Origin of the sequence: Leptolyngbya sp. FACHB-1624, from assembly GCF_047649235.1 — a bacterium.
GTDB classification, from domain to species: domain Bacteria; phylum Cyanobacteriota; class Cyanobacteriia; order Leptolyngbyales; family Leptolyngbyaceae; genus Leptolyngbya; species Leptolyngbya boryana.
In genome coordinates this window covers 5,410,672-5,429,259 of sequence record NZ_CP180258.1, presented here as the reverse complement: position 1 = coordinate 5,429,259, position 18,588 = coordinate 5,410,672, and the positions used below count along the sequence as shown (strand labels likewise).

15 protein-coding genes are annotated in these 18,588 nt (G+C 45.7%); 11 read left to right on the top strand and 4 right to left on the bottom strand.

What is annotated here, in order from left to right; translation table 11 throughout:
* Nucleotides 1-48: 48 nt before the first annotated feature.
* Nucleotides 49-207 (bottom strand): hypothetical protein, encoded by a 159-nt coding sequence (locus tag ACMUEV_RS25895; protein ID WP_190652445.1) that lies wholly within the window; start codon nucleotides 205-207, stop codon nucleotides 49-51.
* A gap of 532 nt (nucleotides 208-739) precedes the next feature.
* Between ACMUEV_RS25895 and ACMUEV_RS25890 the strand changes: the two genes are divergently transcribed.
* On the top strand, nucleotides 740-1,792 hold the full coding sequence (locus ACMUEV_RS25890; RefSeq protein ID WP_190652402.1) for a FecCD family ABC transporter permease: 1,053 nt from the start codon (nucleotides 740-742) through the stop codon (nucleotides 1,790-1,792).
* On the top strand, nucleotides 1,792-2,598 hold the full coding sequence (locus ACMUEV_RS25885) for an ABC transporter ATP-binding protein (RefSeq protein WP_017286203.1): 807 nt from the start codon (nucleotides 1,792-1,794) through the stop codon (nucleotides 2,596-2,598). The genes ACMUEV_RS25890 and ACMUEV_RS25885 overlap by 1 nt, the downstream gene beginning before the upstream one ends.
* On the opposite strand, the gene ACMUEV_RS25880 is transcribed toward ACMUEV_RS25885, so the two are convergent.
* Nucleotides 2,575-3,438, bottom strand: coding sequence for an ABC transporter substrate-binding protein (locus ACMUEV_RS25880; RefSeq protein ID WP_190652401.1), 864 nt, complete (start codon nucleotides 3,436-3,438; stop codon nucleotides 2,575-2,577). The two genes, ACMUEV_RS25885 and ACMUEV_RS25880, sit on opposite strands and share 24 nt — an antisense overlap.
* Nucleotides 3,439-3,441: 3 nt before the next feature.
* Nucleotides 3,442-5,808 carry a TonB-dependent hemoglobin/transferrin/lactoferrin family receptor gene (locus tag ACMUEV_RS25875; protein ID WP_190652400.1) on the bottom strand — a complete coding sequence of 789 codons (2,367 nt, stop codon included), beginning with the start codon at nucleotides 5,806-5,808 and terminating at the stop codon, nucleotides 3,442-3,444.
* 311 nt (nucleotides 5,809-6,119) lie between these two features.
* On the opposite strand from ACMUEV_RS25875, the gene ACMUEV_RS25870 reads away from it, so the two are divergent.
* The 5 genes from ACMUEV_RS25870 to ACMUEV_RS25850 all read left to right on the top strand — a co-directional run bounded on the left by ACMUEV_RS25870 (nucleotide 6,120) and on the right by ACMUEV_RS25850 (nucleotide 11,021).
* The gene (locus ACMUEV_RS25870) at nucleotides 6,120-6,620 is read left to right on the top strand and encodes a hypothetical protein (RefSeq protein ID WP_190652399.1); all 501 of its coding nucleotides are present in this window, start codon (nucleotides 6,120-6,122) and stop codon (nucleotides 6,618-6,620) included.
* A 35-nt stretch (nucleotides 6,621-6,655) separates the two neighbouring features.
* Nucleotides 6,656-7,627, top strand: a complete 972-nt coding sequence (locus ACMUEV_RS25865; protein WP_017286207.1) for an NAD(P)-dependent alcohol dehydrogenase — start codon at nucleotides 6,656-6,658, stop codon at nucleotides 7,625-7,627.
* A gap of 242 nt (nucleotides 7,628-7,869) precedes the next feature.
* Nucleotides 7,870-8,103 (top strand): hypothetical protein, encoded by a 234-nt coding sequence (locus ACMUEV_RS25860; protein WP_190652398.1) that lies wholly within the window; start codon nucleotides 7,870-7,872, stop codon nucleotides 8,101-8,103.
* On the top strand, nucleotides 8,078-10,336 hold the full coding sequence (locus ACMUEV_RS25855; protein ID WP_190652397.1) for a CHASE2 domain-containing protein: 2,259 nt from the start codon (nucleotides 8,078-8,080) through the stop codon (nucleotides 10,334-10,336). Before ACMUEV_RS25860 ends, ACMUEV_RS25855 begins: the two co-directional genes overlap by 26 nt.
* Nucleotides 10,329-11,021, top strand: coding sequence for a hypothetical protein (locus ACMUEV_RS25850; protein WP_190652396.1), 693 nt, complete (start codon nucleotides 10,329-10,331; stop codon nucleotides 11,019-11,021). The genes ACMUEV_RS25855 and ACMUEV_RS25850 overlap by 8 nt, the downstream gene beginning before the upstream one ends.
* A 233-nt stretch (nucleotides 11,022-11,254) precedes the next feature.
* Here the strand turns inward: ACMUEV_RS25850 and ACMUEV_RS25845 are convergent, their stop codons facing one another.
* Nucleotides 11,255-13,321, bottom strand: a complete 2,067-nt coding sequence (locus ACMUEV_RS25845; RefSeq protein WP_190652395.1) for a caspase family protein — start codon at nucleotides 13,319-13,321, stop codon at nucleotides 11,255-11,257.
* 249 nt (nucleotides 13,322-13,570) lie between these two features.
* On the opposite strand from ACMUEV_RS25845, the gene ACMUEV_RS25840 reads away from it, so the two are divergent.
* The 4 genes from ACMUEV_RS25840 to ACMUEV_RS25825 all read left to right on the top strand — a co-directional run bounded on the left by ACMUEV_RS25840 (nucleotide 13,571) and on the right by ACMUEV_RS25825 (nucleotide 18,587).
* Entirely contained in the window at nucleotides 13,571-14,872 is a 1,302-nt protein-coding gene (locus tag ACMUEV_RS25840) for a hypothetical protein (RefSeq protein ID WP_190652394.1), read from the top strand.
* Between the two features lie 2 nt (nucleotides 14,873-14,874).
* The gene (locus ACMUEV_RS25835; protein WP_242044625.1) at nucleotides 14,875-15,942 is read left to right on the top strand and encodes a DUF1822 family protein; all 1,068 of its coding nucleotides are present in this window, start codon (nucleotides 14,875-14,877) and stop codon (nucleotides 15,940-15,942) included.
* A gap of 363 nt (nucleotides 15,943-16,305) precedes the next feature.
* Nucleotides 16,306-17,130 carry a hypothetical protein gene (locus ACMUEV_RS25830; protein ID WP_190652444.1) on the top strand — a complete coding sequence of 275 codons (825 nt, stop codon included), beginning with the start codon at nucleotides 16,306-16,308 and terminating at the stop codon, nucleotides 17,128-17,130.
* Between the two features lie 38 nt (nucleotides 17,131-17,168).
* Nucleotides 17,169-18,587: a hypothetical protein gene (locus ACMUEV_RS25825; protein ID WP_190652392.1), complete on the top strand. Its 1,419-nt coding sequence runs from the start codon at nucleotides 17,169-17,171 to the stop codon at nucleotides 18,585-18,587.
* The last annotated feature ends 1 nt before the right edge of the window (nucleotide 18,588 follow it).

Below are 18,588 nucleotides of genomic sequence, written 5' to 3'. Positions count from 1 at the left end.
TAAGTTAGAGTGTGCTGAGATCTTCAGCATGAACAACGGATCACTCGACTAAATGCCAAAATCTGGTTTCAGTTGAGTGACCCAAGCTTGAACGCGATCGTCTGTGAGATCGGATGGGTTATCTTCATCGATTGCGAGTCCGCAGAACGGATTCCCTCTCACCGCTTTCGATTGACTATGCTCATAGCCTGCGTTAGAAATATCCAAATCCACAACTGAATCGCCGCCAAATTTCTTTGAACTGTGATGCTAGTCATTCCATCTACCTCATTGAGGAGAGTCAAAAAATGTCAATTTATTGACTATAAGTCTCAATAAGTTCAAAACAGAGTTTAGCATTTTTACTGCGATAAATTCTCAATAGTTAATCATTAAATAATATTAAGATGGGTAGTATAGCAGCGAATAAATACAAAAAAGCTCCGGTTGTAGCGTGAGGGAGGAGAGTACCCTACAACCGAAGTGAAATTAGATTGAGCTGAATATGCTCATCTACGGTCAAATCAGCTGGGTTGGATTCTTGTTTCAGAATCAATAGAAATTTGCGTCTGTGCCTTTTCTCCTTAAATAACGAATTGCGAATGAACGATCGTCCGCACAAATTCAATAGCAAGTTATTGAGAATTAATCTCAGATTAAATGAGAGACTGTAGAATGACAAGTATTGAGTGTGACAATTTCAGTTAGATGTTGCAGTCAGAGTCAAAATTGAAGATTAAAAGTTGGAGATGGACTGTTTATGGTTAAAAAGGACTTGCGAAAAGGGGAGCCGAATTCTGCTAATTCGCGAGCTTTTCAGCACCATTCTGCTACGTTTAGAGCGCTCTTGCTCATCCTTGGACTGATCATCGCATTAGTTCTCACCATGATTCTTGCCCTGTCCCAAGGCGCTATCAAACTGAATGTTATTGAACTATGGCAAGCTTTATTCCGACAAGGTGAGGCAACACAGCAAACAATCATCTGGGATTTGAGAATTCCTAGGATTATGTCAGGCGTGTTAGTTGGTGCTTCACTGGGTATGTCGGGAGCGATGCTACAAGGAATGCTCCGAAATAGTTTGGCAGACTCCTTTGTGTTAGGCATTTCATCTGGTGCTGGTCTGATTGCTGTTATTCTGATTACAGTCTTGAAAGCGCAGGCACTCGTTCCCATGGGTGCTTGGATAGGTGCGCTCATTTCAGTGACGATCGTGTTTGCCCTGGGCTATCAAGGAGGACGAATTGTGAGTGAGCGATTGATTCTGGGCGGAATCGCGATCGCGACTCTATCCGGTTCTGCTCAAACGCTGCTGCTGCTATTCGCAGATGAAGGACAGGTACAAGGCGTTCTGAATTGGTTAATCGGAAGCTTAAATGGGCGCGGCTGGGCAGAACTTCATCTGGTTGCGCCCTACGTTGTGATCGCGCTGATCAGTGGATGTTTACTGGGTAAGACGATCAACTTACTCAATTTAGGGAACGAGATGGCAGTGAGTTTGGGTGTGTCATTAGTTCGATCGAGAATTTTAATTGGAGCCGCTGCAAGTCTACTAGCGGCAAGCGCAGTGAGTATTTCGGGATTGATTGGATTTGTCGGATTAGTTGTGCCGCATGGGGTGCGATTGATCATGGGCAATGATTATCGTTGGGTGTTGCCAACGAGCGCAATCGCGGGTGCATTAGTTCTGACATTGGCAGATTTACTTTGTCGAATTGGCTCGATTGAATTTCCAGTCGGTGCTGTGACTGCCTTGCTCGGCTCCCCGTTGTTCATTTGGTTACTTTACCGCCGTCGCCAAGGAGTATTTTGATGCAGATTCCACTTTTAGAAACTCAGCAACTGACCGGGGGATATGGTGATCGCACGATCGTACAGGATATTCACCTGTCTCTGATTGCGGGAGAATGGTTAAGCTTAGTCGGTGCAAATGGTTCAGGTAAATCTACTCTATTACGGCTACTCAGTCGAATTCTTACACCGACGCATGGAGCCGTTTTGCTTGATGGTAAAGCAATTCATCAGCAACCACCGCGTATCGTTGCTCAACGGCTTTCTCTCTTGCCTCAACAACAAACCATTCCCGAAGGACTGACCGTAGAACAATTAGTCGCACTAGGACGTGCTCCCCATCAGGCTTGGTGGCAGTGGGAGCTAAACGCTTTAGACCAGCAAAAAGTAAGAACTGCGATCGAGCAAACTCAGCTTCAAGGTTTTATCGATCGTCCCGTCGAAGAACTTTCAGGTGGAGAACGACAACGCGCTTTTTTAGCCTTAGCATTGGCACAAGAACCTAAGATTTTACTGCTAGATGAACCAACCACTTATCTCGATGTCCACTATCAGTTAGAGCTATTAGAACTTTTACGCAGGTTGAACCGTGATCATCAAATTACAATCATCACGGTTCTGCATGAGTTGAATCTTGCAGCGAGATATAGCGATCGTATTGGTTTGCTGAAAGAAGGTTATTTGAATGCAATGGGTCAGCCGAATCAAGTGTTCACTGTCGATCGGTTAGCAGAAGTGTTTGGGATTCAAGCTCTGATTTTAGACACTCCTGTAGGACTGCAAATCTGCCCATTGCATTCTTTATCACCGGAAAACAGTCTCTTTTAGTTTTTTGCAAGCTTCTTCGATCTCGCGAATACTTCCAGGATTGACTAATCCAAAGTAATCCATTGTATAAACCTGCTGCTGCTGGACTGCTTTTAACTGACTCCAAAACGATTGCGATTTGAGTTGATTGATCTCACCTTCTCCCGTATCGATGAGGATGATTTTCTCTGGATTGATCTGAAGCAGCTTCTCCGGTGAGAGCGTCACATAACCATTAAATTCAGATGACCCCTGCAACTCTGCGGCTACGTTTTTAACAGCAAACTGATTGAGTAGATCGCCTGCCCAGCTTGACTTATTGGGCGAAAGGATCGGTTGCCGACTCGCTAAAACTAACACAGATGAAGTTTGAGCAGGCTTAGGTTCTAGCAAGGCTTGATAGCTTTGAATTAAGAGGTCGGGATTCGCATTCAGCGCTGTTGCGATCGTGCGAGTGAGTTCAGAAAGCGATCGCCAACTATTCACTTCAGTTGCTAAGGTTTGAATCCCAGATTCTTGTAGCTTTGCCAACGCTTGATCGTGAAATCCTTTTGCGCCAATTACTAGATCCGGTTTGAGGGCGACAATCTTTTCTAAGTTCGGTGGCATCCGTCCTTCACTGACTCGCGGCAATTGAGCAAAGTCAGGGTTTTGATTGACCAATCGGCTCCCAGAAATCGCAACTAGCTTTGTTTTATCCAACCGATTTACAATATCTGCGGATAAGGAAGTTAGAGCAACCACCTTAGAAGCCGTTTTGATCTCAGGCTGAGTTTGAGACGTTGGAGCCTGGCTGACAGGCGGCGCGGGTGCTTGACAAGCCGCTAGCAGCAGGACTAGGAGCAAGGGAGTAAATTTCATAGGTTAAAACCGATAAGTAAAGCCTGCACGAACACTTGTACCGGGTTGAGCGAATCGATCGAGATCTCTCGGTGCAGCAGCATTGATTAAGGTTCTCACATCCTGATATTCAAAATATTCTGCATTGAATAGATTGAACACTCCAACATTAAAGCTAATTAACGGCGTGATATTGTAGAACCCCGTCAAATCGACTACCGTATAAGCAGAAGGTGTAAATGAGCTAGCAGGACGACTATCACTGAGTCTTGGCTTTGCGACAAAGCTCCCAATCAACTCTGCTCCCCATCGATCCTCTGGCGCACGATAGCGCAATCCAACAACCGCTTTGAAAGGCTCTACACTGTCTAAGGGTTGATCCGTGGTTAAATTATCTCCCACAGTCCATCCTAAACTCGCGAGTAAGCTTAATCCGTGAGGTTTCGGGCTGAAGCGATACTGTCCACTGAGTTCAACCCCGTAGATTCTAGCTTTTGCTATATTGCGAGACTGAAACAGAGCAACAGGTAATCCCGGTACGATCGTCAAACTTTGCCCCACATTTGCTAATCGCTCAATGAAATTGTCATAGCGGTTGTAGAAGCCTGTCAAACTAAAGTTAAACTGCGAAAATCCACCCCGCAAGCCGAGTTCAAACCCATTACTTGTCTCTGGTTCTAGATCAGGATTTGAGAGCGTTTTATAGCGAAATGTTGGGCTAGTGAGATTCGTGAATCCAGCATTAATCTCACTGTAGAGCGGAGCACGAAATCCTCGCGCGTATCGACCCACGATCGCAAGTTGAGGAGTGGTCTGCCAAACAAATCCTAAGCTTGGCGAAACCGAAGACGAGGAGAGATCCGCAGAGACAGCACCCGGATTCCGGGCATAGAGCGCATCTGGGCGAGTCTCTAATCGATAAGCATCAAATCTTACACCCGGAATCAGGGTAAAAGCCTTACCAAATTCAATTTCGTTCTGAAGATAAGCTCCAAATCGAAAAGTATCGGAATCGGGAAAATCCTTAACCGGAAAGTTATCCGCACCAATCACATTCGTCGTTGCGATCGCAGTTCCAACTGCATTAAATCGCTGCTCAATCCCGTCACGAGTCCGCTCATTTCGAGTCGTTGAAACATCAATCCCATAGGTTAACCGATTTGCAACAGTGCCAAGATTGAACTGGCTCTGAAGCTGCACACCGCCACCCAACACTCGATCGACAAATAAATTCTCTAAGTTCCGCAATCGTCGTCGATCGACTCCCGCGCCTGTGCGTACAAAGTCCTGAACACGCTCCTCTTCAATTTTCACATTCTGATAGTAAAGCTGGAGCTTTGCTCCACTCAAAAAGCTACGACTGTTCGGATCATCAAAGTTGTAAGCTAAGCTGAAGCGCGATCGCGATGTCGTATAAGCGATTGTCTCATCCTGCCCCCGAAATCCGGTTGGGCTGATCAAATCTCGAACCGTCAACGGACTGACATTAAAGTCATCAAAGTTCAGAAATCGCTCTACAGTAAAGTCAAGGCTACTCGTCTCACTCAAACGATAAACTAGCTTACCCAGATAGTTATTTCGCCCCACTCCTCGATCGTCTACAAAGTCGTTATTTCCTGGAACTCTTGCTTCTTGACTATCGCGACGAGTATACCCGAGCAAAAGCTCTAAGTTTCCGATCCGATTCGCAGTCAAACCATTAAAGACAAAACCGCGATCGGCACTATCAAAGCTCGTTGATAAAACAGACAGCGAATCCCGCTTACCAAACTGATTCAGCAGATCTGAAGGCTCGATCGTTCTAAACGTCACGACTCCACCCAATGCATCACTGCCATACAGCGCCGAAGCCGCTCCCCGAATCACTTCTGCTCTTTGCAAAGTTTCAAGCTCAACATAGTCCCGCCCGACTGAAGTTGTCCCAAAAGTAAACTGACTCGGAGCGCGAATCCCATCAGTCTGAATCAGAACCCGATTGCCACCTAGCCCCCGAATCGTAATATCCTGAATCCCATAGCGCCGATTGCTTCCGACTCCAACATTTGGCTCATAGCGAAACAAATCTCGCAAGTCTTGAACTAAGTTTTGATCAATTTCCTGATTCGTAATCACATTCACCGTTGACGGAGAGAGCCTTACAGAACGAGGGGTTCGGGTTCCTGTCACTGTAATCTCTTCTTCAGGGACTTCTGAAGAATTAGCTTCAAGCTCGATCGAGCTTTGAGAAAGTTGCTGCGCTTCGGTAATTGGGCGATCGAACTCTGATAGCTGCGTCGGATTTTTTCCCTTCTCAAGAGCTTCCTGATTTTGATTCTCATCTAGAGCAAGTACAGGGGCAGCAAGAAGCGCACTCAGAAGCAGCCCGTTCAACCCGATTAGATTGAATTTCATGGAGTAATTAAGTTCAGTAAACGACTGTAAGACAAGCATCTGAGGAAATTGAATAACGCAGTGTGGAGAAGCACGATTCTTGCAGATCGGCTCCTCTTCCCTCCTTAATAAATGAGAAGAATTTTCATCAACTTAAAAACAGAATTTCACAAATGAAACTAAATGTCAATAAGCCGTATCGTATTCGCTTCACTGACGTGAATTATTCGAGTGTCCGATGGTCTGTATGCATATCCTCATCAGCTATAAACGTAAACCTAACAAAGTTCTCTGCCCTACGATCATTACCCTAATCAAGGTTGAGTTATCCTATGGTATTTAAAGTATTCGCGCCTGTACTTTTAGCTGGATTGGGAGCAGGTGCAGTTTTGCCTGCAACGGCTCAAGTCTTACCCAAACCCATGACTTGCGAAGCCACGATTCTGCTCGATCAAGGCAGTAGTTTAATCTATCGACTCAATGGCATCGTGCCAAATCCCACGTCTGATCGCCCTCAAAATCCGATCGGAACCTCGATCAATATGACGGTGCAGCGTCGTGATCGCGCAGGAAACCTCCAAACTCTCTTGAATCGCGTCCGAGTCAATAATCTGGAGGACATTGCTCCAGATGCGGACTATTCTAAGTTCCCCTTTACAGGTGTGTTTCGCGGTCAATCTAACAATGGGTTTCGGCTTTATTCTGTTAGCAGTTCTACACATGGACTCTACGCCAGTTTGCGTCCTACTCGTGGACAGCCCCAGCAAATGCAAATCGTTCACTATTTGAGCCGGGGAAATTTTGTACGATCGACTGCAGGCACTTGTCGTTGATCAGATGTTGCGTAATCTATCACTGAGGTCAATTTATGAAAGCGATCGTTCAGACCCAATATGGTTCATCCGATACCCTGAGCTTACAGGAGGTCGATTCACCGACGATGACGGATCAGAGTGTACTCGTTAGAGTTCATGCGACATCCGTCAATTCGGGCGATTGGCATCTGATGCGGGGTAGTCCTTTTCTAGTTCGTTTTATCTATGGATCGCTACTCAAGCCCAAGCTCAAGATTCTCGGTTTTGATGTTGCAGGACGCGTAGAAGCCGTAGGCAAAGCAGTTACTCAGTTCAATCCGGGAGATGAAGTGTTTGGGGATTTGTCGGAGTGTGGATTTGGGGCATTTGCTGAGTATGTCTGTTGTCCTGAAACGGCATTAGTGCATAAGCCGATCACGGCAAGCTTTGAAGAGGCTGCGACTGTGCCCGGAGCTGCGTTAACCGCTTTGCAAGGATTGCGGGATGTGGGACAGCTTCAGCTAGGGCAGCGAGTGTTAATTAATGGTGCGTCTGGTGGGGTTGGATCGTTTGCGGTTCAGATTGCAAAAATTCTGGGGGCTGAAGTGACGGCGGTTTGCAATTCGCAGAAACTAGAAAAAGTGCGATCGCTTGGGGCTGATCACGTCATTGACTATACGCAAATCGACATTACTCAAGCGAGACAGCAATATGACTTGATGCTAGATGCTGCGGGTTTCCGCTCTGTTTTCGACTATTTACCAACATTAGTTCCTCAAGGGACTTATGTAATGGTCGGTGGCTCAACAGTTCGACTGTTCCAAGTGCTATTGTTTGGATCTATCATTTCCAGCATCAGCCGTCGAAAAGTAAAAGGTTTTGCGGTCAAGCCAAATCAAACCGATCTACTCACTCTGAAGGCATGGATGGAAGCTGGAAAGCTCATGCCTCTGATTGATCAGTGTTATCCATTAAGCGAACTTCCTACCGCGATTCGCCGTCTCGAACAGCGACAAGTAACCGGGAAAGTTGCGATTCGAGTTTGAGCGAGAAGGGCATGGAACGACCGAGTAATGAATCAAACCGACGCAATCAGGTCGATGCTCGATTAGAAAAAGACGCTCAACAGTCCAAACCCCCAAAAGCCTACCAAAGAGATCATTGATTCGCTGAATCGCTTTGTGCTTTTCTCAATCATGCAATGGAGGAAACTTCAGAACTAGAATGGTCTTTGCCCGCCATTCTAGAATCGATCCAAAAACCGACCTTGACCGCAAGCACACGTCTTATGATTCAATCAGATGGGACTAATTTAATTGAGGAAGAAGCCAAAGCACAATCGACTTATCTCATTACTCAAGTCATTGGAGCTTGGAGCGAGACATTTACGTTAACACTCAAAAGCTTTGATCCTGAAAGTGGCATTCTATTAGATTCTCTAAGCCTGCCGCCCGTTGTGTTTCAACTGTGTTTCAACCTTACTCAGGTCTGTTGCGATGTTATTGAAAATCTGGCGTGTTGAGCAAACTTGTTTATTCGAGCTAGTCTGGAATGAGGCGCACACGCTCAGCGCGAAACTCATCTATCCAGAAACCCTGACGACGCTCTATCAAACCTGGAAAAACACTTACCTCCAGTTTTATCGCTCAACCTTACGTGCCCGTCCCGGTCTCGTGCTGAACTTAGAAGAACCTGAGATTGATTGGCGCACTCGCCTGGTTCAAGCAGAAGCCACGTTTTTAGCAGAATTTCACTACTGGGTAAATAGCGCAGAACTACTAGAAATTCGACGACAAATTACTCGTTCTAAAACTTCAACCCTCTATCTGCGTTGCGATTCTCCAGAGATTGTTAAACTTCCTTGGGAATCTTGGCAGATTGGCTCAGAATTCGGCTCTGGTCAACCGATTCATGTGATCCGAACTTCAGTTGCTCTCTGTGCTGAACAAGCGAAACCCGTTCGTCGAACTAGAAATCGGATCTTAGTCATTCTTGGCGATGAAACTGGCTTGAACTTTGAAGCTGAACGTGCTGCCTTACAGCAGCTAGATCATCGCACTGAGATTAGCTTAGTTGGGTGGCAACCAGCGATCCGAACACCTGAGTTATTGCAACAGATTAAGACTGCGATCGCTGATCCCGAAGGTTGGGACATTCTCTTTTTTGCAGGACATAGCAACGAAACCGCGCTCACGGGCGGAGAACTCGGTATTGCTCCAAACACTTCAATTCTCATGAGTGAAATTGCACCGCAGCTAAAAACGGCTCAAGAACGCGGATTGCAATTTGCGATTTTCAACTCCTGTAACGGTTTGAGCATTGCAGAATTGCTGATCAAGCTAGGGTTGAATCAAGTTGTTGTGATGCGTGAGCCAATTCGTGATGATGTTGCAAAAGACTTTCTGATTCACTTTTTAAGATATCTATCGAGTCGTCAGGATGCTCAAGAGGCAACGATCTCAGCGTGTCAGTTCCTCAAACTAGAGAAGAATTTAACTTATCCTTCAGCCTATCTCATTCCATCTTTATTTTCTCATCCTCAAGCTCAACCTTTTCGGCTCTTCACACCGAGTTGGAAGACACAGCTTAGACGATGGAAACCGAAGTGCCGAGAAGCGATCGTACTCAGCTTATTCGCAATTCTAAGTAGTTGGCTCCCGATCCAAAGTGCCCTGATTGATCAACGTCAACTCGCACAAGCCTTGTATCGCCAGATTACTCGCCAAGGAATTCAGGCAACCGCCCCTTCGACTTTGCTCATTCAAATCAATGAAGAATCCCTACAAAAAGATGGCATCAAATTAATTGAGCAGAATCTCGATCGCCGATATCTTGCGAAAGTCATCGATCGCATTTCTCAATCAGAGAGTTCTGTCATTGGCATTAACTATCTATTGTTTCGGCATCAACCGAGTAGCGATCGCATCTTCGCAAAATCTCTTCAATCAGCGACTAAATCCGGTAAGCAAATCGTTTTCTCAGCCACTCAAGATGTTCAATCCTATCAAGCTTGGGTGACAGCTTTACCAGAGTTCACGAGATTTGGTAGCAGTGGAGATATGGACTTGCTAGGCGATCCAGCCTTTTATGCACGATTGATTGGTGACACTTCAGCCCAAACTGAGATGCTCCCTTTCGCTTATCAAGTCGTGCGATCGTGTAATCCAAAAGCACTCAAGCGGCAGAATGAACGCCTCTATTTTCATCCAATCACTCAACTCTCTGCTTTATTTGGGCAAACCTGGCTTCACCCTTTAGTCGATTTCTCAATTCCGCCCAATCAAGTTTATGATGCAGTTCCAAGCTGGCAATACTTACAGAATCGAGATAATCCGAACAATGAAATTGTCTTGGTCGTTCCTGGTGGACAACTCGATGCAGGAGTTCTGCCTGGGGAAGATTATTTTAGTACTCCACTTGCCTTCAAATTTTGGCAACCGAACGCAACTAGAAAGATGTCAGGAGGAACAATTCATGCTTATTTGATTCATAGTTTAGTAGCTCACCGTATGATTCTTCCAATTCCTGATCTTTGGATTATCATCATTGCTGCGATCGCTGGTAAAAGCACAATCATTTTAATCACTCAGAAAAAACTCAACTGTAAATGGTTTTTCATTGTCCCAATTCTCTATGGCTTAGTTAGCTTACAGTTCTACATTTCTTCCCAAGTTCTGATCCCATTTCTACTACCCACGCTGACCTATCTTGCATTTCTAGCTCAACTCAATCTCAAACCTCAGTCAAATGATTAAACAAACTCTAGTTCTGATGAGCTTTCTGGTCGCATCTCCGGTTGTTGTGCTAGCGGATGCTCCTGTTCATGCACAACAGCGCTCAAATTGGCAAGAATTCTTTCAGCGAATTGTCTCCCGTTCTCCGCTTCCTCGCAAAAGAGGCGGCGGTCGTGAAGGTCTTTTGGGTTGGCAAGTGCTGACTCCTGGCAGTTTGTCACAACAACTATGGACATTGCAACCGATTTTAGTGTGGCGATCGCAGCCTAATGGAAAGCTAATTCCCGATCGCGCTGAAATTCTTCCGGCAGGTTCAGGCTCTCCCATTTGGAGCCAACGAATCCAGCCAAGTCGGACAACACCGATCATAGCTAAACTGGAGCCTGGTAAAACTTATGTCTTGCGATTCTCAAAGTGGAATGCTGACCTGAAGAAAGATGAGGTGATCATCGGGTGGGACATTGAAGTAATGCCAACCGCACAACGCCAGAAAGTCGCCGCAGCGCTCAATCGCCTCAACAAAAATCTCAAGCCTGTAGAACGATTGCAGCGAAGAATTGAGGTGCTCGCATCCTTCGGATTATGGTCTGATGTCGTTCAAGAGATTGAACAATCAAAGTTGTCTGCCCGCGATCGTCAGACCGCAATCAATGATCTACTCACACAGCTAGAAGATTCGGCGGGTTCAACCCGTATCAGAAAGTAAGTTCGCTGGCGGTTTTGAAAAAAATGATCCAATGTCCATCCGGTCAATCGAACTAAATCGTCAAACACGGACACTGCACGGGAAAAAAACGGTAGAATTGCATGAATTTCGGATTCATGATCCCGAAGATGGGTGAGAATTGGGCGCTGAAGTTTTGAAAATATGCACTATGCTCAAAGAAACGTTTTGTACCCATCACTGAAGCGCCCTTGCAGTCTCTTCGTTTTGCTGTCTCAAATGATCTCAAATGAGAGAGAAAGAACTGCAACATCATCACTACTCACTTTGTAGAAAGAGCTTTCTGGCTGTCGATCGAGATCCGAAAGAAGATTGTCAATGGCATCAATTCCTCGCTGATCTGCAATCGTAACTGGAGTACGATTCGATTCTTCTGCTAGCGTTCTCATTTGCTGATAGGTTCTCGTCAATGGATTACGACTTGCAACAATCAAAGCTTCACCCCGTCCAGCAGCCGGAGGTGCGATTCGGAAAGATTCGCTTGGGTCAGGAATCAGTCGATTCGCTTGGGCAGAAACTTCACCACTTAAGCTTTCACGAATGTAGTCATTGGGGAAAATGATCGAGAAGCGACCATTTGGACTGATCAGGGCAATGAGTAAATAGAGCGGTACACGATCGCGGTTCGTAATTTGAAGTTGGCAAGGTGTTCTCGCAGGAATTGGCTGACTTGGTGTTGGCAAATTTCTGTAAGTACTTGCTTTTGCAATAATCTGCCCTGGTTGACTTTGAGGATAAAGTGAAACTTCGAGCTTCAATTTAGAACTGTTAGGGTTAAGGGTTTGGCGAATCAGATGTGCGGCGAAGAGTCCCTGGAATTTTGGGGTAAGACGGACAATCGCCTTTGAAAGCGATTCTCCAGGTTGCTCGAAAGAATCAGGGAGAAGTTCTAAGCTTGGTGAAAACAGCGCAATACTATTGCGAGGTGCAGAGGTCGTTTGAGCAGTGACTCGACTGAGAATGTAATGTACCGATTGAGGATAGGAACCATCAGGGCGAGCAGGAATAAATTCAATTCGGGAACCTTGACCTTGAGGAGCCTGATTGCCTAGCGATGAATCTAAACCAATTCGGAGTTTTGTCGTCTTCGAGATCACTCTTGACGTTTCTTTGAGTAATGCACCCGGAACAAGATTTCCGGTCAGCGTTGCAGTTGCGATTAAGCCTGTTCGCTGAGTAATCGTAGCCGTTGCTGTTCCTTCTAAAGTTGAAAACTGAGACTCACTACCAAATGCTTCGAGCGTTTTTTTATCTAACCCTCCAAGCCAGAGGGTTGCTTGATTGCGTTGAATCGATCGAACAACTGCTTGAGCCGCTTGGTTTACAGGAGAAGTGAAGTAGATGGGCTGTGTTTTCACTTCTGGCTTGGAATCGAAAACAGGCTCTTGAAAGCCTGTAGCAGTGAGTAGAGATCGTGTAATCATTGCCTCTGCATCGGTTAAACTGCTCGTCGTTTCCCAAAGATATTGAGTCAGACAGTAAGTAAATAAGCCGGAAGAAACATCTGCTACATCGCTTTCTTTAGCAATTTGATTTGCAGTTGCAGCCGCTAAGACAATGCCTTTTGCTGTTCCTGCTTTTCTACGATCGCGCAATTCCTGTGATGAAATGCCTAATTTTTTCATCCAGTTTTTCTGATAAGCAATTTCATCAGCACTCGGTTGATAGAAAGCATGACTTGCATCGGCTCGAACTCTCTCACTGCCACGAGTTCCGCCACCTGAGTAGCAGCAATCCAGTACTGCGGTAACATTCTCTGTTTTTAGGGCTGACATGAGTAAGAACAATGTCTTACCCATGATGTCATCGACGCTCTGATCGGCATTGCGATAATCGGCTCTAGCAGGGACGAAAGCGCTATTTGCTTGATCTGAAGTGATCGCATCCGAATCAAAGAGTCGAGAACCGTGCCCTGAGAAATGAAAGACAACAATATCGCCAGGTCTTGCTTGCTGGATAAGGTGCGCTTCAAAGGTTTGGAGAATATTGCTGCGGGTTGCATCTTGGTTGATTAAAATTTTGATATCTGAAGGCTTGAAGCCGAATCGATGGATCAGCAGTTCGCGTTGAAGTTGGACATCGGTTTCGCAACCTGTTAGGGGGGAAAGTCCGCGATGATTATCCTGCCTAACTCCGAAGGAATTACTCGTTTCCAAATAGCTATTAATTCCAACTAAGAACGCGAGTTTGCGAGAACTTGATTGTGCCAAAACTTGACCATATCGGCTTGCCTGAGCAAGATATAGCGCACCTGCTGCTTGAAGAAAATGACGACGTTTCATAGTCTTTCTCTACTCAACGTTAAGAAGAGTGCGGTGGTGAGTGGATTGATTCGACTCAAGCATGTCAGAAAACGGCACATCGTCAGATATTCCTTAATCGGCTAGACAGGTTAGTATCAAGATTTTATTTTCCTTTCTTCTCACTTGAATTACGGAATTCCGAAAAGTTGTCGAGAATCCTTGCAATATGCATAACTTCCTCCGGGAAGTATAATTTGATTTCTCTGATTGCTAGGAATTGAGGTGAGTATGGATGATCTCGTCAAATACTGGACACTAATCTGCATCAACCCGGCAGGCGGTTACCGAACAGAGAAAAGCGCGATCGCACACCGCTATATTACTCAGAACTATTCGCACATTTCCGAATCGCAACACTTACAGCAGCAGTTGGTTTACGCCTATCAACAGGGCTTCACAGAAGCAGAACTTTGTCTTCGCTGCTTTATCTCACATTGCACACTGGAAGAATGTAGCTCTATCGCACGCCAGTTTGGTGAGTACTATCAATTTCATCAATTCGATCTGCTGAGCTATGTGCTAGATGATGATGGTTCACTCTCGACTGAATACAGCCCATTGTCCAAAAAAATTCTAGCAAGCTACAATCCAGCGATCGCAACATTGAATACTTGGGCAACTCGATTGGTTCGACAACATCCAGAACTGAATCAATTTTTTAAGCAACAGGGTTTATTCTTAAAAAGCGATTGGGCAATTCTCAACAGTACAACCTCAAAACAATTGCAGCGCATCTTAAAAGAACGATTTTACTGGTCAGCAGAAACGATTCAAACTGCCATTCTGTATCTTGAAAGCTATCATGCGGTGTATTTGAACGATCGCATTGCTGCAGGGAGTCAAGGCAGATGTAAAGAGCCAACTTCTGAGCAATTGCAGCGAATGGTAGAGTATTTGCAGCCGAAGATCGTTTCTCCCAATCAAATTCTGAATCAGTTACTTGCGATCGCGCATTGTCTTCGGCAACATCGTCTCAATCGGTACCAGACTGAATCGATCGAGGATAAAGCAATTCAAGCGAAGGCAGAACATCCGAGTCATTCGGAGGCTGATCCCGCAGAAGAATTTTTAAATTACTATCGCGCTCAATTCTTAAAATGTTTGAATGCGTCTTTAGAAATTGTGATTCACGATTACACCAGTCGTTTAAAAGGTCAAAAAGTTGATCAATTCTTGACAGCATTGAAACTGCTCTATTGTCAGCGCGTAACCATGACCCAGATTGCTGATCAGCTTGATCTCAAGCGTCAAGACAACGTTGCACGACTTTTAAAATTAAAAACGCTGCGTGCTGATGTCGGGTTGCATATGCTCAAAGGGCTGAAACAGGATATCCGAGAGACGGCGCAAACCTTCATCGATCCAGAGCGACTGACTCAGTTTGCAGAAGCGATCGATCTCGCATTGCGCGATCAAGTCGATGCTCTGCTAGAAAAGGATGCTCAACAATCCAAAACGCCAAAAGCCTATCAAAGCAATAATCTGTTTGCTGAACAACTTTGTGCCTTGCTTAATCATTCCGGAGCATGATCATGATTCCGTTAAACGCTGCTTCTACCCCACTTGACCTCACATCAGACCGAATTAATCGAGCGATCGCATTTAGCCAGACGCTCCCGAATTCTCTCACTCGCTGGCAATCTCATCTTGCTTTACTCGCTCTAGAAGGTCTGGCGCAATATTTTAGTGAGCGATCGATTCCGATTCAGTTCGATCGAACTCAGGCAAGATTACTTGAGCCTTCAGAATTTGGCATACCCGCTGCGATCAATTCGATTTATGCCGATCAATTTCACCTTGCTTTATTTGTCGTAGACAACGAAATTGAGTTTCCGATGAGTTTAATGCAAAATCCAGCTCACTTCTATATTGCTGCTAGTGTGAATGAGGAAGCGAATCAAATTGAATTTTATGGGTTTTTAAGAGGAGATCGACTGAATCTAAGTTCTACTTCTGATGCAACTTGTCTCATTCCGGTTTCTCAGCTTGAAACAAATTTTGAGCAATTGTTTTGGTACTTAGCCAGTTTGGAATTGAGTGCGATTCCGTTACCATCGTCAAGTTTAGCAATTTCTGCTCAATGGCTAATTCAACCGCTTGTCAATGCGGCTCAATGGGTTCAGACTCAAATTGATGAATTGTCTTGGACACTGTTTTCGTTGGAGCTAGCGCCTGCCGGAATGAGAGCTTCAGCAAATGCTTTTAGCGCAGACTTAAGTTCTGTGTTTACTGAGATCGAGCGGTCTGGACTTCAAATTCCGTCAACAGCACAATCGGGTTATCGATCGATTAAACTCAACCAGCATACATTCCGACTTTACATCACGACTTGGGCAGTAGAAGAGGCAGAATGGTCTTTACTGGCAATCTTAGAATCAATTCAGTCTCCCACTTTGCCAACTGGGACACAACTGGTGATTCAAGCAGGCGAAACGGTGTTGGTCGAGGAAGAAGCAAAAGCGCGATCGGCGTATCTGATTGCTCAGATCATCGGAGATTGGAATGAACAATTTACATTAACGCTCAAGAGTGTTGATCCTGGCGATCGCATGACTATCGACTCTCTGAGCTTACCTCCGATCGTTTTCCAACCGGACTAATGCCCTACTGCTCAGAATTTGGCGCGTCGAACAAACTTATCGATTCGAGTTAGTCTGGAATGGCTCACAAACTCTCAATGCATCAGAACTGCATAACCTGCAAAGCTGTGAAACCTAAACCGATGCAGAGGCAAAAATAAACTTTCTGCCTCTGCATCGCAAATCTCGTGACTTTTATCCGACAGACCAGGTATAACAGCAATGTGCATCTCGGAGTCTTTCACAAAGTGCAGCAATGTCCTAAGCAGAAGCTGTACATGCACGTCCGAAAGTGGCGATATCGAGATCGTCGCACTGCCGAACTCATCTGCATCCTGATGAACCTGGCAAACCTAACAATTACAGCAATAAAGTATGATTGAAATGTCATTGAAGCCATTGAATTTCTTTTTCATGCTGGCGGCTATCTCTGTCGCCTCACTTGTCCCTTCACAAGTTCGTGCCGAGGGAAACTGCCCACCGGGTTTTTACCCGATCGGGGGCGGTAGTGCGGGTTGGGTCGGCTGTGCTCCGATGGATGGCGGTGTAGGCAGCGGACAAGCACAACCAGCTAATAATCCACCCCCCATGATTAACAATGGTGTCAGGCTGCCCGGGCTTTCTACCTATGATCCTCAAAAGTGGGCTGATTTCTTTGAACACCTGCGCCAGTCATCACTCAGAGACCAGAGAGAATTGATCGTTAAGCGCAATGGTGAGGCTGCTGGTAAAACTTTTGATGAGCTTGCTGAAGGAGTGTGGACGGTGGGTCGCTCTCCTGCGGGGCAGAGTACACTTGCTTGTGCGGCAACATTTTGGACGCTGAACGGTGGGGTTGTTTTGATGGACTGGAAAGGAGAGCAATCCGGCACAGCGATGATGTTCTTTGCCAGGTCTATGCCGCCTGAGAAAAAAGCGAAGCGGATGCGGGTCAGTCTCGTGCAATCCGGGGAGACGCAAACTGTCGAGGTCTTGGCATCACATTTCCCGCTGGCTCCCAAGATGGGCATGATTTTCTTCAAGGTTCCATCGAGCGAAGCACTGCTCGGATCGATCGAAGACACCCAGGACTTTGCCGTTCATCTGGAGAGCCGTAAACTTTTGAGCGGTGAATGGCACAGTGCCGCTCCAATGCGTAAGGATCTAGCCGAATGCGTGGCTCAGATTACGCGGGAAACCTCTCAGCCCAGAGGTAAGAGCGAACGATAGCACAGACATGATTCAGTAATTCAAGAGTTGACTTTACGATGCGTTTAATAGTTTCTCAATCTTGGTTGTTCGTATTGACAGCGATTTGGTTTGTTCCTTCTAGTATTCGTCCTGCATACTCAGCAGAAATTCAGCTTCCGATGATTCGGACAAGTTGCACAACCGATTCTCATCGGCTGCTCGCGCCTATGCCTTTGAGGCTACCACCAACAGCTGTTTACGTTAGATCTGAGCAAGTGGCTCAGGCTAGAAAGCTTAAGACATTAATTGCAGCGAGACAATGGGAGCAGGCGCTGCAAGAGTTTCAGAAAGGATCGAGTTGGGTGCAAGATGAGACAGCGCGATCGCTCTTTGTTGGACTGGTTCGAGCCAATGAAACGGCTCGTGCATCTCGGTTTGTGATTGAGCAGTTTCCGCCACAGTCTCGACAACGAGCGCGGGGAATCGGCGCGATCGCGGCTGAACTAACGGGTCGCAATCAATTGAATGATGCGATCGCACTTCTCAAAAAATTGCCTCAGACTTCCGAATATCTCAGTGATGCTGTGATTCCAGTTGTGGATACGCTTGCTGCAACCCATCAGATTCAAACCATTCCGCAAGTCATGACGTTGTTTCCTGTAACTGAGAAATGGACAATTTGGACAGATGTTGCGAATGCAGTACTATTTGAGCCAGCGCAAGCGAAAGCAGTTGCAGGCATGATCGAAGGGGAATATCTACGATCGCTCACCCTAAAAAATATGGCAACAAAATGGTTATCTGAAAACCGCCGTGAGGTTGTCAAAGCTTGGACAATTGCAAACGATATAGAAGATTGCTCAATCCGTATAGAAGTTTTAGTAAACGCCTTTGAACAACTGAATGCTTCAAACTTGAATGTGTCAAATCCTCAGAAAGCGAAAGCACTCGATCAGATAGAAGCTTTGATTGCAGTACTGCGTGATCCGAACTTAAACTATCAAAGTGATCTGATCAACTACCAAGTTTCGCTAGCAGGTCTAAATATCCGAAGCGGACGTAAAGCACATGGTTTGAAGTTACTCGAAAACGTTCAGAAAGGCTTGAAACAATTTGATTCGGATACCTACCGAGCAGAGACTTTGATCAAACTTGCGACTCAGTATCAGTCGATCGGAGATAACCGAACTGCAATTCAAATGCTAGATAATGCCGCGATCGCAGTTCGAGATGCATATAATCCAAAACCTCGAACGAGTGGTCAATTTATCTTACCTCCGTTAGTTCCGACTCCTTACTGGCGCGAGGAGAAGCTATATAAAATTGCTGAACGCTATCGATCGCTCAACCAAATCCGAAAAGCAGAGGCAATTGAGCGAACGTTGCCGCAGCGCGCAAAAATTACGCTTCCCAGTCATTTCAAGCAACGCGCTAATCCCGTTCGCAGGGTTCAGCCTTCTCAAGTTCCATCCTTAAAAGTTCCAGAGAGTCGCTAGG

Excerpts from the sequence above, each read along its gene's own strand:
- ACMUEV_RS25875 (WP_190652400.1), bottom strand. The coding sequence starts at position 5,808 with ATGAAATTCAATCTAATCGGGTTGAACGGGCTGCTTCTGAGTGCGCTT.
- ACMUEV_RS25845 (WP_190652395.1), bottom strand. The coding sequence starts at position 13,321 with ATGAAACGTCGTCATTTTCTTCAAGCAGCAGGTGCGCTATATCTTGCT.
- ACMUEV_RS25830 (WP_190652444.1), top strand. The coding sequence starts at position 16,306 with ATGTCATTGAAGCCATTGAATTTCTTTTTCATGCTGGCGGCTATCTCT.
- ACMUEV_RS25885 (WP_017286203.1), top strand. The coding sequence starts at position 1,792 with ATGCAGATTCCACTTTTAGAAACTCAGCAACTGACCGGGGGATATGGT.
- ACMUEV_RS25855 (WP_190652397.1), top strand. The coding sequence starts at position 8,078 with ATGTTATTGAAAATCTGGCGTGTTGAGCAAACTTGTTTATTCGAGCTA.
- ACMUEV_RS25890 (WP_190652402.1), top strand. The coding sequence starts at position 740 with ATGGTTAAAAAGGACTTGCGAAAAGGGGAGCCGAATTCTGCTAATTCG.
- ACMUEV_RS25865 (WP_017286207.1), top strand. The coding sequence starts at position 6,656 with ATGAAAGCGATCGTTCAGACCCAATATGGTTCATCCGATACCCTGAGC.
- ACMUEV_RS25860 (WP_190652398.1), top strand. The coding sequence starts at position 7,870 with ATGATTCAATCAGATGGGACTAATTTAATTGAGGAAGAAGCCAAAGCA.
- ACMUEV_RS25870 (WP_190652399.1), top strand. The coding sequence starts at position 6,120 with ATGGTATTTAAAGTATTCGCGCCTGTACTTTTAGCTGGATTGGGAGCA.
- ACMUEV_RS25825 (WP_190652392.1), top strand. The coding sequence starts at position 17,169 with ATGCGTTTAATAGTTTCTCAATCTTGGTTGTTCGTATTGACAGCGATT.
- ACMUEV_RS25880 (WP_190652401.1), bottom strand. The coding sequence starts at position 3,438 with ATGAAATTTACTCCCTTGCTCCTAGTCCTGCTGCTAGCGGCTTGTCAA.
- ACMUEV_RS25850 (WP_190652396.1), top strand. The coding sequence starts at position 10,329 with ATGATTAAACAAACTCTAGTTCTGATGAGCTTTCTGGTCGCATCTCCG.
- ACMUEV_RS25840 (WP_190652394.1), top strand. The coding sequence starts at position 13,571 with ATGGATGATCTCGTCAAATACTGGACACTAATCTGCATCAACCCGGCA.
- ACMUEV_RS25835 (WP_242044625.1), top strand. The coding sequence starts at position 14,875 with ATGATTCCGTTAAACGCTGCTTCTACCCCACTTGACCTCACATCAGAC.